Raw genomic sequence first — 22494 nt, forward strand, 5'->3', positions numbered from 1 at the left:
TATTCCATCACACAATGAGGAATGCGAATGAAAATTGTACGAGTGCAAGACATTATCGGTACCGAGCGCGAAGTCACCGGCCCAGGCTGGACCAGCCGCCGCATGCTGCTGAAAAAAGACGGCATGGGTTTCTCGTTCCACGAAACCATTATTCCCGCCGGTGCTGAGTTGAACCTCTGGTACAAGCATCACCTGGAAGCGGTTTACTGCGTTGCCGGTAACGGCAAAATTCTGGATAAGGCCACCGGCGAAACCCACGAGATCACCGACGGCACCCTGTATGCACTCGACAAGCACGACCAGCATACCCTGTACGGCGGCACCGAAGACATGCGCCTGATCTGTGCCTTCAACCCTCCGGTCACCGGCCGCGAAGTACACGACGAAGACGGCGCCTACCTGCCCGACACCAGCGAAGACTGAACCCGCTGGTCGTGACAACCCCTTCGGCAACAACTGCACCGCCATCGCCAGCCAGGCTGCTGCCGGTGGCGGTGCTGCTTTGGCTGGCCGGTGTTTACCTGAGAATTCCGGTACTGGTGGCACCGCCACTGGCGCCATTTATTTCAGATGAACTGGCGCTTACGCAGGCCCTGACTGGCGCCCTCACCACTTTACCCATCCTGATGCTGGCCATTGGCGCCATGCCTGGCTCCCTGGCCATTTCCCGCATCGGCCCCAGAAACACCCTGGCCATGGCCATGGTGATCATGGTGATCGGCTCTGCGGGCCGCGGCCTGGTGCCAGACACCTTCACCCTGATGCTCGCCAGCGCGGTCATGGGGCTCGGCGTCGCCATGATGCAACCGGCATTACCGGCTTTGCTGCCACGCTGGCTGGCGCCCCATCACCTGGCCATCGGCTCTGCCATCTACATGAACGGCATGTTGATGGGCGAATTCATTGGTGCCGGCATCACATTACCGGTGCTCATGCCATTGCTGGATAACAGCTGGCGCGCCACGCTACTGGTGTGGTCGTTACCGGCACTTCTGGTTGCCGCAGCCCTGTTTCTGCCCAAGCGGGACCTGGCACGGCCGGTGCGCCGCAGCGCCTGGCTGCCAGACTGGAAAAACCCGCTGACCCTGCGTATTGGCCTGCTGTTGGGCTTGTCCGGCTCCATGTTTTTTGGCCTTAACGCCTACATGGGGAACCTGCTGGCACAGCAGGGGCATTTTGAGAAGCTGGCAGACGCGCTTTTCTGGTATAACTTTGCGCAAGTGGTGGCCTCGCTGCTGATGCTCAAGATGGCCCGATTCTGGGTAGGTAAGCGCAGCATGATCATCTTGATGGCGGTGCTCAGTATTGTCGGCACCAGCGGCACCATTGTCCTTGAGGGGTGGCCAGCCATATTCAGCGCCACCCTGATGAGTTTTGTTGCCGGTATCCTGCTGATTCTGCTGGTTGCGCTGCCACCACTGCTGGTACGCTCGGAGGAAACCGGGAGGTTGTCGGCCGGCACGTTTCTGGTGGGTTATACCCTGGCGTTTTCAGTGCCCATGATCGGCGGTCTGATTGCCGACTGGAGCGGGGATATCCGCCACGCCATCATGGTGATGGTAGGGTACAGCCTGCTGGTGTTACCCATAGCCTTTACTCTGGATCTGCGCCGTCGACCGGCCTGAGTATCATCTGTCAGCAAACAAACATCGTATGGAAGCCGTTAAGCCCCATGCTCAAGCAAGGACTCTGTGTTGAAACTGGCCACCCTGATTAACCAGCTCGCGGATGAAGACACCAGCGCTCTGAAAACACTCAGCCTGGTGGTGGACTGGATTCGCCCGCAACGGGGCGAAACCGTCCACAACGCCGTTGACCGCATGAAGCAACTGGAAGGTGCCCTGACCGAGAACCTGGACGTACACCTGGCAGTGTCTGGCCGGCTGCAGGAATGGCTCGACCAGGCCCAGTTTTTCCAGTTGTTGTCTGGCCTGGGGCTCTATTCCCGCCGCGGCTTCCTGAAAGAAATCGGCGAGCGCCTGTACGAGCGGATCAACCCGGCCCCCAAAGACCGCAACAACGTCAAGAACGTGTTGTTTGTGGTGTTCCACCGCAAAGACGACGCCGAATGGATTCACTGCATACCCGATGAGGCTCTGATCCGCCTGTTGACCACCCTGTGGCACTTTTCACCCTCGGCTCTGGAACGCACCCGAAATCGCATTTACAGCCAGATGCTCAACGCCCTGGAGATGATGTCCATCTGGGTCGCCGCCGAGGAACTGGAGCCCAACATCCTGCGCTTGAACCCGAAGATCATCGACCGGGAATCCGCCTTCGTGGCCCTTCAGCGGGAAATTGCCGCGCTGGTGCAATCCTGGGGGCATGCCCTGCAGGAAAAGGAATCCGTTGAGCTGGACGATGCCCACGCCCGGGTACTGATTGAACAATGCCGTGAAGAGATTGACCGACTGCAACGCAAATCCGTCACCGCCGGCTCTACCATGGCGCTGACCCACCTGCTGGAGCGGCTGCACCAGACCCTGGACCGGATTGAACACCTGCTGGATATTCTGGACCCGGCAGACCCGGTGAAGCGACTTAACCGATCCGTGGAACTGTTCAAGACCCTGGTCCAGGCCAGCGCCGAACGCCACGGCGTCAGAGCCTTGTGGCGCGCCAACCTGAGGCTGATGTCCCGCAGCGTCACCGAGAACGCCAGCGACCACGGCGAACACTACATTGCCGGCAGCCGTAAAGAATACCTGGCCATGCTGGCCTCCGGCGCCGGAGGCGGGTTTATCATCGCCTTCATGGCACTGATCAAGATCCAGATACTGCAGCTGGACCTGACCCGGGGCTGGGAAACCCTCTGGGTCAGCCTGAATTACGGCATCGGCTTCATGATCATCCACATGCTGCACTGCACCGTGGCCACCAAACAGCCCGCCATGACCGCCGCCAGCATCGCCGAAAAAGTCGAGCAGGGCGAACAGGGCCGGGCCAACGCCCGCAAACTGGCAGAACTACTGGTCCGGGTTGGCCGCACCCAATTCGTCGCCATCATGGGCAACGTCGCCGTCGCCCTGTCTGTGGCTTTCGCGGTTGGCTCGTTATACAGCCATGTACAAGGCGTTCCGCTGATCAGTACCGAACGCTACGACTACATGCTCATCGGCATTCACCCCTGGCAAAGCCTGGCATTGATGTACGCCGCCATCGCCGGTGTCTGGCTGTTCTTCTCAGGCCTGGTGGCCGGCTACTTCGACAACCGCGCCGCCTACCTGAACCTGGCCGAACGCCTGGAACAACACCCCCTGCTGCGCCCCCTGATGCCCCCGGAAACCCGCGCCCGCTTCGGCGCCTACGTGGCTGAACACTACGGCGCCCTGATGAGCAACTTCGTGTTCGGCGTACTGCTCGGCGTCACCGGCTACATCGGCTACCTGCTGGCCCTGCCCATCGACATCCGCCACGTCGCCTTCTCCTCCGCCGACGTCGGCTACGCCATGTCCGTGTTCATCCCCGGCGCCAGCGACTTCGCCCTGTTCACCCTGTTCGCCCTGCTGATCGGCGGCGTCAACCTCATCGTCAGCTTCACCCTGGCCCTGAACGTTGCCCTGAGAGCCAGAAACACCCGGATATCCAGCTTCCCGAAACTGATCAAAGCCTGGTTCCAGGTGGTCGCTGAAAACCCCATGGCGCTGATTTACCCGCCAAGAGATCCGCTGCCCGAACCGGACGACCTCAAAGAGGCTCAACCCGACAGCCCGCAAACCAAAGCCGAAAACAAAGAACAGCGCCAAAAGGCCCTTCAGAAATAAAAAAGGGCCGCCAAAGCGACCCACAAAACAGTAGCAAAATAAGACTTCCCGAACCGAGCCGACAGGCCGTGGGGCGGGGAGGTCTTTTCCGCCGGAAAAAAGATGTCTGAGCGAAGCGAGTTGTTTTTTGCAGAGGAAAAGACCTCCCCGCTCCGCGGCCAGACTCCCAAACTCAGATGTAGTAGTCCTTCAACGGAGGAAAGCCATTAAACTCCACCGCACTGTAAGTGGTGGTATAAGCCCCGGTCGACAGCCAGTACATCCGGTCACCAATCGCCAGATTCAAAGGCAACGGGTACTTGTGGTGCTCATACATGATATCGGCACTGTCACAGGTCGGCCCCGCAATCACACAGTCCTCGCCCTCACCGGTCTTCTCAGTCCAGATCGGAAACTTGATCGACTCATCCAGCGTCTCGATCAGCCCCGAGAACTTACCCACATCGGTAAACACCCATCGGTGCAACGCGGTACGGGACTTCCGGGAAATCAGCACCACCTCACTCACTAACACACCGGCGTTGGAGATCAGCGACCGCCCCGGCTCAATAATGATTTCCGGCAGATCGTCGCCAAAATCCTCCCGCAGGAAACGGGCAATTTCCTCTGCATACACCGCCAGCTCATTGGTGCGGGTGATGTAGTTGGCCGGAAAACCACCGCCCATGTTGATCATCTTCAGCTCAATGCCGTCTTCTTCCTTCAGGCGCTCAAAAATCACCTTCACTTTGTTCAAGGCCGCATCCCAGGCGCCGATTTCCCGCTGCTGGGAACCCACGTGGAATGACACGCCGTAAGGCACCAGGCCCAGATCGCGAGCCAGGATCAGCAGGTCCATGGCCATATCCGTCTGGCAGCCAAACTTGCGGGACAACGGCCAGTCTGCGGTCAGGGTGCCTTCGGTCAGAATGCGCACATACACTTTTGAGCCCGGCGCCGCTTTCGCGATGTTGCGCAGGTCGGCTTCGGAGTCAGTGGCAAACAGGCGCACGCCCTTCTCGTAGAAGGTGCGAATGTCCTTCGCCTTCTTGATGGTGTTGCCATAACTGATGCGATCACCGGTCACACCCAGGCCCATCACCTTGTCCAGCTCATACACCGATGCGATATCGAAACAGGCACCCTTATCCCGCAGCATGGTCAGAATCTGCGGCGCCGGGTTGGCTTTAACCGCATAGTAAACCTTGGCGTACGGGAACCCTTCCACCAGCTCCTCGTACTGACGGTCAATGGTCTGGGTGTCGATGACCACAAACGGGGTTTCCTTGCCGTCGGCAAAGTCCTTGATCCGCTTGAAGGTCTCGGCGCTGTAATAATCGGCGATGTCAGCGTTGGGGTTCAGATTCATGGGTGGTGTGTCCCTCCACAGGGTAAACGGGCATAAAAAAAGGGTAGCACAGCCTCGCCGTGTTACCCGTGAATAGTCGCGATCATCAGGCTTTTTTCTGACCACCGCAAATGCGCATATATACCCATAAATCCGGCAACGGAAACCGGACCTCTGGCAGAGAATTCTGTATCACACCGCCACCGGCCAAAGCGGCGTCGGCTCTGTCGGCCCGTCCGGATCCTGGGGGCAGCTCTGCCGGTTCAGATAATCCAGAATGGCCTCTTTTAGATCGCTGCCCTGGCCGAGCCCCTGGTTGCCAAACAGCCGGTTGAATTCCAGAACGTAGGGGTAGCCGTCAACCAGCGCTAGATCAAAGCCAGCGTGGTCTACTCCCAACTCTCTCGCCAACCGCAGGGCCAATTCGGTGACCACCCCTGGCACCTCGCTGGTATCAATTTTCCCACCCCGGGCCACGTTGTTGTAGAAGCCCTGTTCCGCCTGGGTTCGCCAATAGGCCGTCAGCACCCGGTCACCCACCACCACAACCCGCACATCGCGGTCGATAGGCAAGTATTCCTGAGCATAAAGTACGTGGGTACGTTCGCAGTACCGGCGCCAGTCGTCGCGGTTTTCAATCAGCCACACTCCTTCGCCCATACTGGCCTTGGGCAGCTTCGCCACAAAGGGCAGGGCCATGGTGTCCCAGATCAGATCCCGCTCCTGGGGGCCGTTGGCTTCGATCAACGTCCAGGGGGTGTGTTCCGGCGCTACGGTCTGGAACGCACGGGTCATCTCCACCTTGTCATGACCAATGCGGTAGCTGGCCTCGCTTGGAAACACGCGGCACTTGAGCCCATGGACCAGGGCGTTCAGTTGCCAGTATTCCGGGAACAGCACCCAGTCGGCGTCTCGCAGCAGGTCCTTGTGTCGAAGGAACTGCTCCGGCTTGAGTACTGTGGTGTCAGGAAAGCCAAGGGTACGGAAGATATCAAAGGAAACCAGGTGCATGGTGTCAGCGGCACTCCAGATAGGTTGCGCGCATTTTATACAGAATCCGGTTCCGGACAAGCTACCTCAGGAAAAATAATTGACCGGCGTCATGGACACAACGAATATAAATGATAATACTTTGCATTATCATAAAAGGAGCTGCCCATGACCAAGAACCTGATGTTTGCCATCCTCACCTGCGCCGCCTTCGCATTCGGCGCCAACACCCACGCCAGTGACGTCGAGCACTTCAAGGGCAAGCCCTCTGACACCCTGGAACAAGCGGTTAGCAACTTCTCGGAATACAACAATAAGTTGGAAAAGGTATTGGCCGGAGACATGACCCCCGAGGCCATGAACGAAGTCCACGAACTGACCTATACCCTGGAAAACGCCCTGGGCAAGATCAATGAGGAACTGCGCCAACTGGCGGATGTGCTGGAAGAAGTTCACGTTGCCTCCGAGCACGCTGATGGCAACGCTGTTAAAAAGCACGGGCAGAAGTACCTTGAAGTCAGTCGGGAAGTGATCAGATAACGGATTGCATATCAGCGAGCAGGGCGTTTTTTCGTTCCCTGCTGGGCCTGGGCGGTGAGTGGGTCGTCCGGCCAGGGATGTTTGGGATAGCGGCCACGCATGTCCTTGCACACCTCGGGATAGGCGTTCTGCCAGAAACTGGCCAGGTCGGCAGTAACCGCTAAAGGCCGCTGGGCCGGTGACAAAAGGTGAATCACCACCGGCACCCGACCACCTGCCACTTTCGGCGTTTCGGTCCAGCCAAACAACGCCTGCAGCTTGGCCGCCAGCACAGGGCCATTTTCAGCGCAGTAGTCCAGGGTGACATTCTGGCCGGTGGGAATAGTCAGAGATCTGGGCGCGAGTTCGTCCAGTTGTTGCTGTTGCGTGTAATCCAGCAGGGCACTCAGGGCCTGAACGAGGTTGATGCCCGCCAGGTCAGACCAGCGCTTCATGCCCGCCATAAACGGCGCTAACCAGGTTTCCAGGGTATCCAGCAAGGACCGGTCGCTGACCTCCGGCCAGTCACCGGGAAACTGCGCAGTCAGCAATCGCACCCGGGCAACCCACTGGCGTGCTGCATCGCTCCAGGGCAAGCTGTCCAGACCTTTACGGCGCACCGCGTCCAGCAGGCCCTGCTGAACCAGTTCCGGGGCCACCTGATTCAGCGGTTTCTCCGCCAGCACCAGTGCCCCGAGCTTGCGGACCCGACGGGCTACGATGGTGCCGCGTTTGTCGTCCCACACGGCTTCCTCACGTTCTTCAATATGGTTAGACAAGTCCTGCTCCAGGTCTGCGAGGTCGACCGGTGCCGCCAGATAGATGGTTGCTTCCCGGGCCTTGCCATCCAGTTCCGCCGTCACCAGCCAGTCCTGCCGAGCCAGGGGATCGTCCTCCCGCAACACCGCACCCTTGCCGTTACTCAACTGATACCGGGGCATGGCCCCTGAGCGGCGGCGGGCAATACGGTCCGGATAGGCCTGGGCCAACACCCGCCCAACGTCGGTTTCCGAGGGTAAATCCTGTGCCAGCGGGCCACGGCACAGTCGTTTTGCCGCCTGCCGAACCGCCTGCAACCGTGCGGTGTCCAGGCCGCGATGACCGCGTTCGCCCCGCAGCACCCGAATCCGTTCATGCAGATCCGCACCGGAGCCTGGCCCGAGCAAATCCCGCTCCTCCAACAGCGCGGCCAGCTCGGCCGCCAGCTGGCCCAGCCCCAGGGTACGGCCTTTGATCACCATATGGGCCAGGCGAGGGTGGAGGCCCAGCTCCCGGGCCGCCTTTCCGTGGTCTGTGATGGCTCCCTCGGCATCCAGCAGATCCAGCCACTGCAACAACTCCACCGCCTGCTGCCAGTGCGCCTTCGGCGGGGCATCAATCCAACCCACCTGCTCCGGGGAACGGGCCCCCCACTGGGCCAATTCCAGCACCAGCGGCGCCAGGTCGGCTTCCTGAATTTCCGGCGGCGTGTAGTCCGCCAACCCGAACTGCTCCGACTCACTCCACAGCCGGTAACACACACCCGGCTCAACCCGACCGGCCCGGCCCTTGCGCTGCTCGGCAGACGCCTTTGATACCCGCCCGGTCACAAGGCGTGTCATACCGCTGTTGGGGTCAAACACCGCCCGGCGCTGCTGACCGGCATCAATCACCACCCGCACGCCTTCAATAGTCAGACTGGTCTCAGCAATCGCCGTGGCCAGCACAATCTTGCGGGTACCGTCCGGCGCCGGCGAAATCGCCCGGTCCTGTTCTTCGGACTTTAAATTACCGTACAATGGGGCCAGCAGTACGTTAGCCGGCAACTGCCCCGCCAGCTGCTGCGCCACTCGCCGAATCTCCCCGGCTCCGGGCAGGAACACCAGCAGGGAACCGGTCTGATCCCGCAGGGCCTCCTGAATCACGGCCACCACTTGGTCCACTATCCGAGCATTACGAGGCAAAGGGCGGTAAAACACCTCCACCGGAAACGCCCGCCCCTCGCTGGTGATCACCGGTACATCCCCCAGCACCCGGGCAATAGGCGCGGTATCCAGGGTGGCCGACATCACCAGCAATCGCAGGTCTTCCCGCAGGGCCTGCTGGCTTTCCCGCACCAGTGCCAATCCCAGATCGGCTTGCAACGACCGCTCATGAAACTCATCAAACAGCACGGCGGCATAGTCTTCCAGCATCGGATCGTTCTGAATCAGGCGCGTCAGAATGCCCTCGGTCACCACCTCAATCCTGGTGCTGCCTGACACTTTGGTATCCAGACGAGTCCGATACCCCACCGTCTGCCCCGGCGCCTCCCCAAGCTGCTTCGCCATATACCGAGCCGCCGACCTGGCCGCCAGCCGCCTGGGCTCCAACATCAGGATCTTCCGGTTGTCCCGCCAGGGGGCGTCCAACAGAGCCAGCGGGACCCTTGTCGTTTTACCGGCACCCGGCGGGGCCTGCAGTAAGGCTGTGGTGCCTTGGTTCAGGGTTTGTTTTAGCTCTGGGAGTATGTGTTCTATTGGGAGCATGGGGTGTGGTTGGGTTTAGCCTGGGAGTTTTGGGGGTGGCGCGGGGGTGTTTAGGTTTTTTTGGCCGAAAAAGAACTCGCTTCGCTCAGACACCTTTATTCGGTCAAAAAAACCTAAACACCCCCACACCCTGCATAACTTTAAGGGTATATCCAGAGGTTACCATGGTCTGTCTGAGGTTAAGCCTTTCACCCTCTGCATCTCACTTCAGGTTTCAACAAAACTCCGCTCTCCGGCGAACATCACTGGCGGTGAAACACCAACCCTTCAACCCGCACTCAGAGTATCCGTCAAACACACCCAGCAATTTTTTCTTCAGCGGAACCGCCGTGGTCAGCTAGAGCGGGGTGGTGGGGTATTTTTTTCCGCCGGAAATGAATGTCTGAGCGCAGCGAGTTTCATTTCCAAGGCAAAAATACCCCACCACCCCGATCAATCCCCCACAACCCACAGTCTGGGTCCACACCACATCAAGACCGCGAACGCCACAAGTCAGCCCGGGGCACAAAGAACGCAAACAAAAGCCCAAACGCCAGCGCCGCCACCCCAATACCGAAGGCAGACCCCAGGGTACCGCCCGCATCCAGCCATTGTTTGGTGAGCCACGGCCCAACCATCTGGGTGAAACCGTAAAGCGCCACCATCGCCGCCGACAACCGGGGCCCCTGATGAGGATGCAACGCCCGCCCGATACGCTGGGTCAGCAGCACCGTACCCAGGAACGTGCTGCCCACCAGCGCTGCACAAAGCACCAACCCCACGGGCCCCGGCCAGACTACTGCCGCCAGCACCCCTGCCAGCTGGATCAGAAAATTCAGCCTCAATGCCGGCAGATCCCCCATCAGGGCTCCCAACTTGTTCCAGAGCCAGGGTGCAGGAATGGTAAACAGGGCTACGATCACCCAGGTGCCGTTCAGTAGCCCGTGGCCCTGGGGCAAGGTCATCTTGGCCAGGAGCGGCAGGAAGGTCATGGGCAGGATGTACCCCAGTCCAGCCCCGGCATAGGACAGGAACAACGGAATACTCGCGCGATCCAGTAACGGGGTGTTGCTGACCACCTGCCCGGAATCGTCGTGCTGGCGCACAGGTACCTCCAGCCTGCGCAGCTGCATGGCGCCCCACCAGGCTATTGGTATCGACAACAGCGCCGCAGGCCACCAGCGCTCGGCGCCTTCAAGCAGGGTCGCAGAACCGGTGACCAGTCCGCTGGACACCAGCAGGCCGATGCCCACACCGATATAGACCAGGCCGCTGAGCGAGGCCCTGTTGCGCAACACCAGCCACTCCAGTATCAACGCGGGTGCCTGCACGAACACCACGCCGTTGGCCACGCCGTTCAGCCAGCGGCTTGCGGATATGACTGTGAGGTTGTCGGTCTGGGTTATGACCAGTGTGGTGACCACATGGATCGCCAGGAACAGCGGCAGCATGACACGGATCTGGTCAATCCGATGCCAGCGAATGGCCAGCATGGCGCCCATCAGGTACCCAAGATAGTTCCAGGTGGCGACGGCAGCGCCATCTGCTGCGCTGAATTGGCCGTCGGCCACCAGATAGGGCAACAGCGGGGTGTAAATAAACCGGCCGAGGCCATGCACCACCAGTAGCACCAGGGCGCCGGCGGTCAGGACGGTAAACAGCTGTCTTGGGTCAGCAGAGTGCGAGTTGGTCATAGCGCAGCCCGGAGGTCGTGTCGATCAATGAAACGGCCGAGCAGTGTAGGTCACTACCGATTAATTGTCAGTGTGACTTTGGCAGGATAAGGCCCAACCAGCAGGCCCGCAGGGCGGGCCACCAGTTCAGGAGCCGGGGTTGCGGGCCTTGGCCCACTGGGTGATGCGCTGGTAGGCCTGGGCCAGCTCCTGGGGCTTGTGGGGCGGCTGGATCAAAGCCTGAAGCTGGCCCTCGGGGTTAAGCAAGGCAAAGTGGCCACTGTGGTCCACCAGCAATTGCCCGTCCACCTCACGATGAACAAACACCGCACTGACACTCTTCGCCAGTTCACGCAGGGTCTCCAGGTCGCCGGTCAGGCCATGGAAGTTTTCACCGAAAAAGCCGGTGTAGGCTTTCAGCTGTTCCGGCGTGTCGTGTTCCGGGTCTGCCGTGACCAACAGGTAGTCCGGTTTGGGCACATCCGCAGACAACAGCTTATCGGTCTGGCGCAGGTTGGCCATGGCCGCCGGGCAGATATCCGGGCAGTTGGTGTAGCCCACAAACACGAACGTCCACTGGCCCTTCAGGTCATCGCGGGTGACGGTTTCACCCTGTTCGTTGGTAAGGGTGAACTCCGCCAGGGGTCTTGGCTGCTCGTACACATAAGTGTTGTACTGGCTCAGGTCGGGCGCCGCCACTGGCGATTCACCGGCTCCTTTCAGGAACACCTGCCGGCCAACTGTCAGGCCGAATACCAACATGACCACCAGGAACAAGACAAACAACGTGATGCGTAACGATCGCCCCATTGGGCCTCCACTTTATAAACCCGGAAACTGTCAATCAAAAATAGACAAAATGATCCACCAGCAGCACCACAAATAGCGCCATCAGGTAAGTGATGGAGTATTTGAAAGTGTTCAACGCCACCCGCCGGTCATCGCCCTTCAACAATCGGATGGCGTATTGCAGGAACCTCAAGCCTAGTGCCAGTGCACCGATCAGGTAAATACCACCTGACATCCCTGTGACAAAAGGTAGCAGGCTGACCGCCAGCAACATCAGGGTATACAGCAGAATGTGCAGCTCGGTGTACTTGTTGCCATGGGTCACTGGCAGCATGGGAATACCGGCCTTGGCGTATTCCTCTTTACGGTGAATGGCCAGGGCCCAGAAGTGCGGCGGTGTCCAGGCGAAGATGATCAGTACCAGCAGCAGGGCGTGCCCCTCCACCTGACCGGTAACGGCAGTCCAGCCCAGCAAGGGAGGCATAGCCCCCGCCAGGCCACCAATGGTGATGTTCTGTGGCGTGGCCCGCTTCAGGAACAGGGTGTAAACCCCAGCATAACCCACCAGTGAAGCCAGGGTGAGCCAGGCCGTCAGTTCATTCACCTGCCAGACCAGCACAATCATGCCCACGGCTGCCAGTACGGTGGCAAACAACAGGGCATCAATCGCAGCAATCCGTCCGGTGGCCACCGGGCGCTTGCGGGTGCGGGCCATCACAGTGTCGATCTTCTGGTCGACGACGTGGTTCACAACGGCGGCGGCCCCTGCCAGCAGGGCAATACCCAGGTTGCCATACAGCAGCACACCCCAGCCGGGCACGCCAGGCGCCGCCAGCAGCATGCCAATAACCGAGGTGAGGATCATCAGCGCAACCACCCGGGGCTTGGTCAGCTCCAGGTAATCCCGCCAGGAAATGGATTTGCTCAGGGAACTCGCATGCTCCTCGGCCGGCAGCGCTTTGACTTGCTCGCTCATGCCGTTACCTCCCGGTTTATGGTTGTTGTATGGGTTGCGGGGGATGTTTCAGGTTGTGGCAGCTGCCGGTGCTGCCAGATCAGGTGCACTATCGCCAGTAACAGGCCGGCGCCCATAGCATTATGGGCGACGGCGATAGCCAGCGGTATGTGCAACCAGACATTGGCCAACCCCAGGCCAATTTGCACCAAAAGCGCCGCCGCAACCAGCAGAATACTGCTGTCCAGCCCGCTGTCACTCCGATGGCGCCATAGCAGCGCCAGCAAAATCAGGAAATAACCCAACACAATGACGGCACCCAGTCGGTGGGTTACATGAATGGCTACTCGGCCATCCGCCGTCAACTGCCCCCCCAGATAGTTCGGGCCAACCTGCTGGGTAATGTCAAAGCCATGCTGGAAATCCATACCTTCCGGCCACCATTGCCCCTGGCAGGTAGGCAGGTCCGTGCAAGCCACGGCGGCATAGTTGGCTGCGGTCCAGGCACCCAGCGTAATTTGCATGATCACCAGCATAAGACCACCGTACAACCAGGGGCGCAGGCGGGCGAGGGCCGGCGATGCTGTGCTTGAAGGGGCAGAGCCCCGGGATCGTTTGCGCAAACGTAGCGTTAGCAATAGCAGCAGAGTAAGCGTGGTGAACCCACCCAGCAGATGCAGGGCGACCACCTGTGGCCAGAGTTTGAGGGTCACTGTCCAGGCGCCAAATGCACCCTGCAAGATGATAAAAGCGGCGATGAACAGGGGCAGCTTGACCGGCACGCCTGCCCGGCGGTTGCGTACCGCGGCGGCGGCCAGGCCAAACACCACCAGGCCCAGTATGCCTGCGGCGTAACGGTGGATCATTTCCGGCCAGCCCTTGGACACATCCACCGGCGTCTCGGGGAAACGGGCATTGGCGATGGCAATGCGGGTTTCACTCTGGGGCACCGTCAGGAAACCGTAACACCCCGGCCAGTCAGGGCAACCCAGCCCGGCATCCACCAGTCGGGTCCAGGCACCGAGCATAATCACCACCACCGCCAGCAGGCAGGCAGCGGTGGACCAGCGGGCCATTTTCTTAACCGTTTGAGCAGATTGCTCCCGGGAAAACTGTTGCGTCACGTTCCGTTCTCCCTGGTCAGCCAATCTGCGACAACTTCAGCAAATGCTTGAGGTCTTTGAGCATTTGCTTGCCAGTGTGCTCGGTGCCGTAATGCATCATCACGTTACCGAAAGGATCGATCAGCAAGATCCGGGGAGCTGTCTCGGGTGACACGCCAGTGGGCCAGGCCGCTGCCGCGCCGGGTGCCGGGCGCAGTCGCTCCATGGAGCTGTACTCTGCCTGCCAGCGTTGCTCGAGCCCGGCTGGCACAGAGCCCAGCGCTGCTGCCCGGCTGACCCGAGGTGCATTTTTGCCAAGGGCGATGTTTACCTGGCGGGCTAGATACAGAAGCTCCTCACAATCGGTGCCGCAAGTACCTGAGACCACAAGCATAAGCCAGTTAGGGTCGACCTGATCAGCGCCGAAGCGCTCTGCCAGCGGCACCCCGTTTGAGGTTTCCAGGTTCAGTGCCTGCACCGGCACCGGCGGCATCAGGAGTTCGCCTTCGTTGGTATGACCAACCGGATTCAACCAGCCGGTATAAAACATGATGGTGGCCAGAATCATCGGCCCAAAACCCACTGCAAACAGCAGCAGGGCGGTGCGCCTGCCACGACGAACCTGTTCCGGGCTGAGGGGGTCCTGCCCGGTCACGGAATCAGCCGTTGTCGTTGTCATTATCGGCTCCTGTCTTTCGGATTCTTTCATTTTTTTTATAACTCGCCACTAACGTCAATATAGTCAGTGCTGCAGCAAGCGCAAACCATTGCACAGCATATCCGTAGTGGGTCTGTGGGCCCATTACATCCGGTGCATGATCGGCGCGGTAAGCACCGGGCTGCTCGGAGTCTGAGAGCTTGAGGATCATCCCGGCCGGACTAGCCACCGTGTCTTCAACAGTGGCTGCAGGTAATGCCTGTACCCGTCTTGGCCAGCCACTGGCTGGGCCCGCATCCTCAGCCAGCACGGGGGGCACCGGATAATCATCCAGCCGTCCCTCCAGGGTAAACAGTCCGCCCGGGGTGTCGATTTCCGGCAGTTGATCCCGAGTGCGGGGGCCGCGAACCCAGCCACGATTGACTACCAGTAACGGCCCCTCTACCGGCGTAAACACGGTCAACACCTCGTATCCGGGCACACCATCACGGGTTCGGTTATCCAGCAGCCAGGTGTATTCGGTATACCAGCCGGTCAGAACAACCGGCTGCCCTTTCTCTAATCCGCCTGAGACCAGTTCTGGCCAGTCGGCCTGGCTGGCCTGTTGCTGCCAGGCCGCCAAAAGCAACTGCTTTTCCTCGGCCCGGTTGAGTTGCCAGACTCCCAGGCTCAGGAGCACGGGCAACAGCAGCCCGCTGAACATCAGCAATCGCCAGTCAAACTGCCATCGGCGATTCATCAACCGCACCTACCCATGCTTTGCTATAGTGATATCAGGTTCCCATCGTGCACCGGGGACTCTGTCCATAAAACCATTCAACAACAGGGACACCCCATGCTAAAACTTCTTATCGTCGTACTGCTGTTGGCGGTTATGGTCAGCCTGTTCAGTGGCCTGTTTTTCCTGATCCGCGACGGTGGCAAAACCAGCCGGGTGGTGAACTCCCTGGCGGTTCGGGTGGCGTTGAGCGTATTGCTCATTGCCGTGGTTCTGACCTCCCTGTGGACCGGAGATCTGGTGCTTAACCCGACCCCGGTCCCGTAATGACCAACGTTGTTGTCAAATGACATAGACGAATACAAACAGTCCCAGCCAGACCACATCCACAAAGTGCCAGTACCAGGCTGCCGCCTCAAAACCAAAATGGTTGTCGGCAGTGAAGTGCCCCTTGTTGATTCGTATCAGCATGATCACCAGCATCAAGGTGCCAAGGAATACGTGAGCACCGTGGAAGCCCGTCAGCATAAAGAAGGTACTGCCGTAGATACCGGATTGCAGGGTCAGGTCCAAATCCCGATAGGCGTGCAGGTATTCATAGGACTGCACGAACATGAACACAACCGCCAACGCAATGGTCGCCATCAACCAGAGTTTGATCTTTGCCCGGTCACCCGCCTTCATGGCGTGATGGGCAATGGTAACGGTAAAGGATGAGGTTACCAGCAGGATAGTGTTGATCAGAGGCAAGCCCCAGGGGCCGATGACTTCCGTGGGGCCCGGATAGGCTTGCGGGTCCGGATTGTTCACCAACGGCCAGCTGGCCTGGAACCCCTCCCAGAGCATGTTGGTGCTGCCCTTGTCGCCTTCACCACCCAGCCAAGGCACCACAAACACCCGAACATAGAACAACGCGCCAAAGAAGGCGGCAAAAAACATCACTTCCGAAAAGATAAACCAGCTCATACCCCAGCGGAACGAACGGTCCATCTGGGGGCTATACAGGCCGGCCCGGCTCTCACGGATGACCGCGCCAAACCAACCAAACAGCATGTACGCCATGATCAAGGCGCCTATCATGAACATGATCCAGGAGCCGGTGGTGCTTTCACCCTGTTTGCCATTGACCATGATTGAGGCCACCCCGTAGAGGGTCACCCCCAGCCCGACAGTGGCAACGATGGGCCATTTGCTCTGTTCGGGAACGTAATAGGTCTGGTTATCCGCCATAACTGTCTCCGATGGCTTAGCCGTTATTGTTAGTTGTTGTCTGCGCCCGGTCGGACTTTGAAACTTCCGCCTGCTTGCCCTGATCGTACAGGGTGTATGACAAGGTCAGTTTGGTGATGTGTTCCGGCAAGTCCCGGTCAACGATAAAGATCAGCGGCATTTCCACACTTTCCCCCGCTTCCAGCGGTTGCTGGTTAAAGCAGAAACACTCGGTCTTGTGGAAGAACAGAGTGCCTTCGGAGGGGGCCAGGCTAGGTACCGCCTGGCCAACCATGGGCTGATCGGTCGGGTTCTCGGCATAGTAATTGATGGTTACCGATTCCCCCGGATGCACTTGCACACTTCGAACCACCGGACGGAATTTCCAGGTCATACCTGGGCCGTTGCTGGCCAGGAACTGAACTGTCACGGTCCGGTTTTCATCCACCTGCTGGGTGGCACTGGCTTCATACCGGCCACCGGTTTTGCCGTTGATGCCGGTGATCTCACAGAACACCTCATACAACGGCACCAGCGCGAACCCGAAGGCGAACATGCCCACCACCCCTGACAGGCACCAGCCAATCACCCTCGCATTACTTTTACGCTCTGGCGTTTTCTCACCTGTTTGCTCAGACATGGTGCAGTCTCCCGGTCATTTCACTTCCGGTGGAGTGGAGAAGGTGTGGTAAGGCGCTGGTGACGGCACGGTCCACTCAAGACCTTCAGCACCATCCCAGGGCTTGGCGGGCGCTTTCTTGCCGCCCTTCACACACTTGACCACGATGAACAGGAACAGCAATTGGGTTGCCCCGAACATGAACGCCCCGATACTGGAGATCATGTTGAAGTCGGTGAACTGCAGGGCGTAATCCGGAATCCGGCGCGGCATACCCGCCAGCCCCAGGAAGTGCATGGGGAAGAACGCCAGGTTCATACCGATGAACGACAACCAGAAGTGCGTCTTGGCCAGTGTTTCGTCGTACATGTGGCCGGTCCACTTGGGCAGCCAGAAGTAGGCAGAGGCAAAGATGCCGAAGATGGCACCCGGCACCAGTACGTAGTGGAAGTGCGCCACCACAAAGTAAGTGTCGTGGTACTGGAAGTCCGCCGGCGCGATGGCCAGCATCAGTCCGGAGAACCCGCCAATGGTAAACAGGATGATAAAGGCCACCGAGAACAGCATCGGCGCCTCAAAGCTCAGGGAGCCCCGGAACATGGTGGTCACCCAGTTGAACACCTTCACCCCGGTGGGCACCGCAATCAGCATGGTGGCGTACATGAAGAACAACTGGCCCGCCAAGGGCATGCCCACAGTGAACATATGGTGCGCCCAGACCATGAACGACATGATAGCGATCGCACCCACCGCATACACCATGGAGGCATAACCGAACAGTGGCTTGCGGGAGAACGCAGACACAATGTGCGAGATGGCCCCGAACGCCGGCAGGATCATGATGTACACCTCGGGGTGCCCGAAGAACCAGAACACGTGCTGGAACAGCACCGGATCACCGCCACCGGAAGCATCAAAGAAGCTCGTCCCGAAGTGGATGTCCATCAGCATCATGGTGACCACACCAGCCAGTACCGGCATGACAGCAATCAGCAGGAAGGCAGTAATCAGCCAGGTCCATACGAACAGGGGCATTTTCATCAGGGTCATACCCGGCGCCCGCATGTTCAGAATGGTGGCAATCACGTTGATGGCCCCCATGATCGACGACACACCCATGATGTGCACCGCGAAAATAAAGAAGGTGGTACTCGGCGGCCCGTAGGTCGTCGACAACGGTGCATAGAAGGTCCAGCCAAAGTCCGGAGCACCGCCCTGCATGAACAGGGTAGAGACCAGAATCAGGAAGGCACAGGGCAGCAGCCAGAAGCTCCAGTTGTTCATCCGCGGCAGGGCCATGTCGGGCGCCCCCACCATCAGCGGCAACATCCAGTTGGCCAGGCCGACGAAGGCCGGCATAACCGCACCAAACACCATGATCAGGCCGTGCATGGTGGTCATCTGGTTAAAGAATTCCGGCTCGACAATCTGCAGGCCGGGCTGGAACAGCTCGGCCCGAATAACCATCGCCATGCTGCCACCCAGCAGGAACATGGCGAAACTGAAGATCAGGTACATCGACCCGATGTCTTTATGATTTGTAGTCAACAGCCAGCGGCTAATGCCTTTGGCCGGGCCATGATGATGGTCCTGGGTGTGGGTATCTGCAACCGCACTCATGAAAACCCCCGTTACCGCCGTTTGTTATGGCTGGTGATTGTTGTTATCTGGCGTTGATTACTGTTGGTTCTTGTAATCAAAAATCTCTTTGGGCGTGACCATTTCGCCGGTGTTGTTACCCCAGGCATTCCGCTCGTAGGTAATCACCGCGGCAAGGTCGACCTCGCTCAACTGGTTGCCGAAGGCCTGCATGGCGGTACCGGGCGAGCCTTTCACGACTATTTCGATGTGCGCGTCCATATCTTCCAGCGCCATCTGGCTGCCCTTCAGAGCCGGAAACGCCGGAGGCATACCGGTACCATCAGCCTGGTGGCAGCTGGCACAGGCGGTTGCATAAGCCCGTTCACCACGCTCCATCAACTCGTCGAGAGTCCAGTCTTTCTCGGTCAACTGGCGTTCCATTTCAGCCATTTCTCTCTGCTCCGCCACCCATTCGTTGTATTCCTCCTCAGGCACCGCTTTGACGACCACCGGCATAAAGCCATGGTCCTTGCCACAAAGCTCGGTACACTGGCCACGGTAGGTGCCGGGCACATCCACCCGGGTCCAGGTCTCGTTGATAAACCCGGGAATGGCATCTTTCTTCACACCAAATGCCGGCACCCACCAGGAGTGAATGACATCGTTGGCGGTGAGCAGGAAACGGACTTTCTTGCCGACAGGAATCACCAGCGGGTTATCGACCTCCAGCAGGTAATGTTCACCCTTGGCCTGACGATTGCGGATCTGGTCGCGCGGCGTCGACATGTTCGAGAAAAAACTGAAATCGTCGTCAATGTACTCGTATTGCCAACGCCACTGGTAACCGGTGATCTTGATGTCGACATCCGATTCGGTGGTGTCGTACATCTCGACCAGTGTCGCGGTGGCGGGAATCGCCATGGCCACCAGAATGGCCAGTGGGATAATGGTCCAGAGCACCTCCACCACGGTGTTCTCATGGAAGTTCGCGGGCTTGGCACCCCGGGACTTGCGGTGAGCAAAGATTGACCAGAACATGACCCCGAAAACGATGACGCCAATGGCGACACAGATCCAGAGAATGGTCATATGAAGGCTGAAAATCTGGTTACTGGTGCTGGTCACCCCGGGTGACATGTTCATGGTCCAGTCAGCCATGACAGTGACCGGCAACAACAGACCAGCGGCTAGGGCTACTGCCCGCTTGGCATGCACGCGCATACTGTGTCTCCACAGAGTGTTATTCTTGTCGGATTTTGCGTCATCCCCCTGCGACACACCCCGGCGCTCGCAACACCGGATGGCCTCAGAGTGAAAGCCTGATTATGGATACATCAGGATCGAGTATAGACACAGATCAAGAAAAGGCTAAAAAATCCTTAAATCCAAAACGGATAAACACGGAATTTTGAGAACCATAACTCATAAAAGGCCCATAATGACCAGTACAGACCATCGCCTGTGGGCACTGGCCTGGCCGCTGATGCTGACCAATCTGACCGTGCCGTTGCTCGGCCTGGTGGACACCGCCGTGCTGGGCCACCTGGATAGTCCGGAATACCTTGGTGCTGTGGCGGTCGGTGCCAACCTGTTCAGTATTCTGTATTGGACATTCGGCTTTATGCGCATGGGAACCACGGGGCTGGCGGCCCAGGCCTGGGGCAAACGTGACCCCTTCGCCCAGGTAGCGCTGCTGCTGCGCTCCATCGTGCTGGCGGTCGGCATCGGCCTGATGCTCATTGTATTTCATAAGCCCCTGATCAGCCTGGGCCTGACCCTGATGAACCCCAGCCCGGCGGTGGCCGAGCTGGCCGCCGAATACGCGGCAATCAGGATCTGGAGCGCGCCGGCGGTACTGTGCCAGTACACCCTGGTGGGCTGGCTTATTGGTACCCAGTTCCCCCGGGGGCCTATGGTGATGCTCATCATCGCCAACGGCATCAACATCGTGCTCGATGTGTTTTTTGTGACGGTTCTGGGCTGGAACAGTCGCGGCGTGGCCCTGGCCACGGTCATCGCCGAGTACGGTGCCGCCCTGATCGGTTTTGCCATCGTGTTACGCAGAATGCCCGAAGGCCAGCGGCTGACCCGGGCGCTGATCGGCCAGGTGTCCGATTACCTGGCGATTCTGCAGGTGAATCGCTACATCATGGTCAGGACCATCGCACTGCTGCTGGTGCTGGCGTTTTTCACTGCCCAAGGCGCCCGCCAAGGCGATGTGATCCTGGCCGCCAATGCTGTGCTGATTACCTTTTTGCTGGTGATCTCCAATGCCCTGGACGGGTTCGCCAATGCCGCCGAGGCACTGATTGGCGAAGCCGTTGGCAAGGGCAGCCGGCGGCGCTTTCGCCTGGCTTTCCGAAGCGCCCTGCGCTGGTCTTTATGGGGCTCGCTGATACTGACCATTGCCTTTGTCCTTGGAGGTCGATGGCTGATCAGCCTGCTCACCGGGCTGGAAGAGGTGCGCACCGCGGCCTGGCAGTACCTGCCCTGGCTGTGGCTATTGCCGCTGGCCGCGGTATGGGGTTTCCTGCTGGACGGTGTATTCATCGGCGCCACCCGCACCCGGGAAATGCAGAACACCATGCTGTTTTCGGCCCTTGGCGTGTTCCTGCCGGTCTGGTGGCTGAGCACTGGGTGGGGCAACCATGGGCTCTGGCTGTCGCTCATAGCCCTGATGCTGGCCAGAGCCGCCAGCATGGGCTGGCTCTGCTGGCGTTATACCCGCCAGGACACCTGGTTCAGCCAGAGCTGACCCTGAACCGCGTTCTGGCCGTGAAAGGTTAACTTCTGTCATAATCACAGCAGAGCCCAAAATCTTGGCTACACTGATCAGAAACGGCGGGGGCGTTTGTGATTCAGCATTGGCGCCTTTGCCCGTGTACTCCTCGACCCAGGGGGAACGCCTTGCGACCTCAACTTGTTCATACACTGGCATCTCCTGAAATGACACCAAAGGCTGTTCTCAACATCATTGACCAGGCAAGGCGAAAGGAAGCCCGCTCCGGCGCATTTCTCCGGCAGATGAAGGAGAAAGCCGCCCAACTGCCCACAGCGATCGTGGTGGACGGCTATCAGCCAGCCACGTCGTTGTTCCAGTTTGCCGTCGAATATATCGAAATGGCGCCAAGACTGATCGAGTGTGTTGATGCCTGCGCACGGGAGGCCGGCAAGTCCCAGCTGTTTCAGCCTTTCGTCGACGCCGCTATCCGCTACTTTACCCAGCCGTCCGTGCTGTTGGTGCAATACGACGGTCTGGATGGGCTTCTGATACGAGCCTACCTCTGTCATCGGTTGATGGAAGAGATGCACGACAGTAACCGCTCAATTCGAGCCAGCGAACTGGTGGATCTGGAGGCAACCCGTGCCAACCTGCTGGCCCACGAACTGATTGGCGAGCCATTCGCTAACGAACTCGATGATTCCATTACCGTCACCGTACTGCAGATCGCCGGCACACCGGATTATTACAATCTTGATCTTGACCCCTTCATCGATCAGGTCAACAACCGGGCCTGGGACTGGATGCGGCATTATTGGGAAAATCTGCTGGAACGCAATCACATCCGGTTTTCCCTCGGCTATTAACCGGGGCCCTGGGTTTTACTACAAACAAGTCACTGAATTATCAATCAGAAACACGGTATCCTTCGGCTTTCCACTCACTCATCTGGAGGCCTCCCTGTGCTTGAAAACGCCGATTTGGGAAAACTGATTGTCCGGCTCACCCTGGGCGGACTTTTGCTGTTTCATGGCATCGCGAAACTGTTGAACGGTGTCGGCTTCATCGAAGGACAGCTCGCCGCCCATGGCTTGCCCACCATTTTTGCCTACGGCGTTTACGTGGGTGAAGTCATTGCACCGCTGATGGTGATACTGGGCTACCAGACTCGCATCGGCGCACTGATTATTGTCTTCAATATGATTGTCGCCATCGCCCTGGTCCATGGGCATCAGCTGTTGAGCCTCAGCAGCAACGGAGGCTGGGCACTGGAGCTGCAGGGTTTCTTCCTGTTTATTGCCTTTGCAGTGATTTTCCTGGGGCCCGGCAAGTACAAGCTAAAAAACTGACGCTCAGGAATCGGCGGTGGGGGCCGGTTCAG

Annotated in this window: 21 protein-coding genes; 8 read left to right on the forward strand and 13 right to left on the reverse strand. The window is 59.0% G+C overall.

All coding sequences use genetic code 11. From position 1 onward, the window contains the following. Positions 1 to 27: 27 nt before the first annotated feature. From ACZ5Q2_RS03880 to ACZ5Q2_RS03890, 3 genes are all read left to right on the forward strand, one after another. Positions 28 to 423 carry an ectoine synthase gene (locus tag ACZ5Q2_RS03880; protein WP_008176749.1) on the forward strand — a complete coding sequence of 132 codons (396 nt, stop codon included), beginning with the start codon at positions 28 to 30 and terminating at the stop codon, positions 421 to 423. A gap of 11 nt (positions 424 to 434) precedes the next feature. After that, the gene (locus tag ACZ5Q2_RS03885; RefSeq protein ID WP_061331367.1) at positions 435 to 1625 is read left to right on the forward strand and encodes an MFS transporter; all 1191 of its coding nucleotides are present in this window, start codon (positions 435 to 437) and stop codon (positions 1623 to 1625) included. A gap of 69 nt (positions 1626 to 1694) precedes the next feature. Next, a complete protein-coding gene (locus ACZ5Q2_RS03890) occupies positions 1695 to 3764 on the forward strand; it encodes a site-specific recombinase (RefSeq protein WP_432210435.1) in 2070 nt (689 codons plus the stop codon). 172 nt (positions 3765 to 3936) lie between these two features. On the opposite strand, the gene ACZ5Q2_RS03895 is transcribed toward ACZ5Q2_RS03890, so the two are convergent. Next, the gene (locus tag ACZ5Q2_RS03895) at positions 3937 to 5112 is read right to left on the reverse strand and encodes a type III PLP-dependent enzyme (protein WP_061331369.1); all 1176 of its coding nucleotides are present in this window, start codon (positions 5110 to 5112) and stop codon (positions 3937 to 3939) included. 171 nt (positions 5113 to 5283) lie between these two features. Then, the gene (locus ACZ5Q2_RS03900) at positions 5284 to 6102 is read right to left on the reverse strand and encodes an ATP-grasp domain-containing protein (RefSeq protein WP_061331370.1); all 819 of its coding nucleotides are present in this window, start codon (positions 6100 to 6102) and stop codon (positions 5284 to 5286) included. A 147-nt stretch (positions 6103 to 6249) separates the two neighbouring features. Here ACZ5Q2_RS03900 and ACZ5Q2_RS03905 point away from each other — a divergent pair, with 147 nt between their 5' ends. Continuing rightward, positions 6250 to 6621 (forward strand): DUF6746 family protein, encoded by a 372-nt coding sequence (locus ACZ5Q2_RS03905; protein WP_061331371.1) that lies wholly within the window; start codon positions 6250 to 6252, stop codon positions 6619 to 6621. Positions 6622 to 6632: 11 nt separating this feature from the next. On the opposite strand, the gene hrpB is transcribed toward ACZ5Q2_RS03905, so the two are convergent. The 7 genes from hrpB to ACZ5Q2_RS03940 all read right to left on the reverse strand — a co-directional run bounded on the left by hrpB (position 6633) and on the right by ACZ5Q2_RS03940 (position 15003). Beyond that, a complete protein-coding gene (gene hrpB, locus ACZ5Q2_RS03910; protein WP_061331372.1) occupies positions 6633 to 9107 on the reverse strand; it encodes an ATP-dependent helicase HrpB in 2475 nt (824 codons plus the stop codon). 470 nt (positions 9108 to 9577) lie between these two features. Then, positions 9578 to 10780: a YbfB/YjiJ family MFS transporter gene (locus tag ACZ5Q2_RS03915; RefSeq protein WP_061331373.1), complete on the reverse strand. Its 1203-nt coding sequence runs from the start codon at positions 10778 to 10780 to the stop codon at positions 9578 to 9580. Between the two features lie 126 nt (positions 10781 to 10906). Beyond that, complete coding sequence (locus ACZ5Q2_RS03920) at positions 10907 to 11569, reverse strand: SCO family protein (protein WP_058091859.1); 663 nt, start codon at positions 11567 to 11569, stop codon at positions 10907 to 10909. A gap of 34 nt (positions 11570 to 11603) precedes the next feature. After that, entirely contained in the window at positions 11604 to 12524 is a 921-nt protein-coding gene (cyoE, locus tag ACZ5Q2_RS03925; RefSeq protein WP_058091858.1) for a heme o synthase, read from the reverse strand. Beyond that, on the reverse strand, positions 12521 to 13579 hold the full coding sequence (locus ACZ5Q2_RS03930; RefSeq protein ID WP_082780514.1) for a COX15/CtaA family protein: 1059 nt from the start codon (positions 13577 to 13579) through the stop codon (positions 12521 to 12523). Before ACZ5Q2_RS03930 ends, cyoE begins: the two co-directional genes overlap by 4 nt. Before the next feature lie 64 nt (positions 13580 to 13643). Beyond that, complete coding sequence (locus tag ACZ5Q2_RS03935) at positions 13644 to 14285, reverse strand: hypothetical protein (protein WP_061331375.1); 642 nt, start codon at positions 14283 to 14285, stop codon at positions 13644 to 13646. Further along, positions 14266 to 15003 carry an SURF1 family protein gene (locus ACZ5Q2_RS03940; RefSeq protein WP_061331376.1) on the reverse strand — a complete coding sequence of 246 codons (738 nt, stop codon included), beginning with the start codon at positions 15001 to 15003 and terminating at the stop codon, positions 14266 to 14268. The genes ACZ5Q2_RS03935 and ACZ5Q2_RS03940 overlap by 20 nt, the downstream gene beginning before the upstream one ends. Before the next feature lie 96 nt (positions 15004 to 15099). Here ACZ5Q2_RS03940 and ACZ5Q2_RS03945 point away from each other — a divergent pair, with 96 nt between their 5' ends. Continuing rightward, the gene (locus tag ACZ5Q2_RS03945; RefSeq protein ID WP_061331377.1) at positions 15100 to 15309 is read left to right on the forward strand and encodes a twin transmembrane helix small protein; all 210 of its coding nucleotides are present in this window, start codon (positions 15100 to 15102) and stop codon (positions 15307 to 15309) included. A gap of 15 nt (positions 15310 to 15324) precedes the next feature. Here the strand turns inward: ACZ5Q2_RS03945 and ACZ5Q2_RS03950 are convergent, their stop codons facing one another. Genes ACZ5Q2_RS03950 through coxB form a run of 4 tightly spaced genes read right to left on the reverse strand, consistent with a single transcriptional unit; the run spans position 15325 to position 19549 of the window. After that, the gene (locus ACZ5Q2_RS03950; RefSeq protein ID WP_058091853.1) at positions 15325 to 16212 is read right to left on the reverse strand and encodes a cytochrome c oxidase subunit 3; all 888 of its coding nucleotides are present in this window, start codon (positions 16210 to 16212) and stop codon (positions 15325 to 15327) included. A 16-nt stretch (positions 16213 to 16228) separates the two neighbouring features. Continuing rightward, on the reverse strand, positions 16229 to 16831 hold the full coding sequence (locus ACZ5Q2_RS03955; RefSeq protein WP_061331378.1) for a cytochrome c oxidase assembly protein: 603 nt from the start codon (positions 16829 to 16831) through the stop codon (positions 16229 to 16231). 15 nt (positions 16832 to 16846) lie between these two features. Beyond that, positions 16847 to 18430, reverse strand: a complete 1584-nt coding sequence (ctaD, locus tag ACZ5Q2_RS03960) for a cytochrome c oxidase subunit I (RefSeq protein ID WP_058091851.1) — start codon at positions 18428 to 18430, stop codon at positions 16847 to 16849. Positions 18431 to 18487: 57 nt separating this feature from the next. Next, positions 18488 to 19549, reverse strand: coding sequence for a cytochrome c oxidase subunit II (gene coxB / locus ACZ5Q2_RS03965; protein WP_227510101.1), 1062 nt, complete (start codon positions 19547 to 19549; stop codon positions 18488 to 18490). A 280-nt stretch (positions 19550 to 19829) separates the two neighbouring features. On the opposite strand from coxB, the gene ACZ5Q2_RS03970 reads away from it, so the two are divergent. From ACZ5Q2_RS03970 to ACZ5Q2_RS03980, 3 genes are all read left to right on the forward strand, one after another. After that, positions 19830 to 21146, forward strand: coding sequence for an MATE family efflux transporter (locus tag ACZ5Q2_RS03970; RefSeq protein ID WP_156471720.1), 1317 nt, complete (start codon positions 19830 to 19832; stop codon positions 21144 to 21146). Positions 21147 to 21337: 191 nt separating this feature from the next. Beyond that, complete coding sequence (locus tag ACZ5Q2_RS03975; RefSeq protein WP_061331381.1) at positions 21338 to 21979, forward strand: hypothetical protein; 642 nt, start codon at positions 21338 to 21340, stop codon at positions 21977 to 21979. Positions 21980 to 22075: 96 nt separating this feature from the next. Then, positions 22076 to 22462 (forward strand): DoxX family protein, encoded by a 387-nt coding sequence (locus ACZ5Q2_RS03980; protein WP_061331382.1) that lies wholly within the window; start codon positions 22076 to 22078, stop codon positions 22460 to 22462. Positions 22463 to 22494: the final 32 nt, after the last annotated feature.

The sequence above is a fragment of the Marinobacter alkaliphilus genome, from assembly GCF_055394375.1.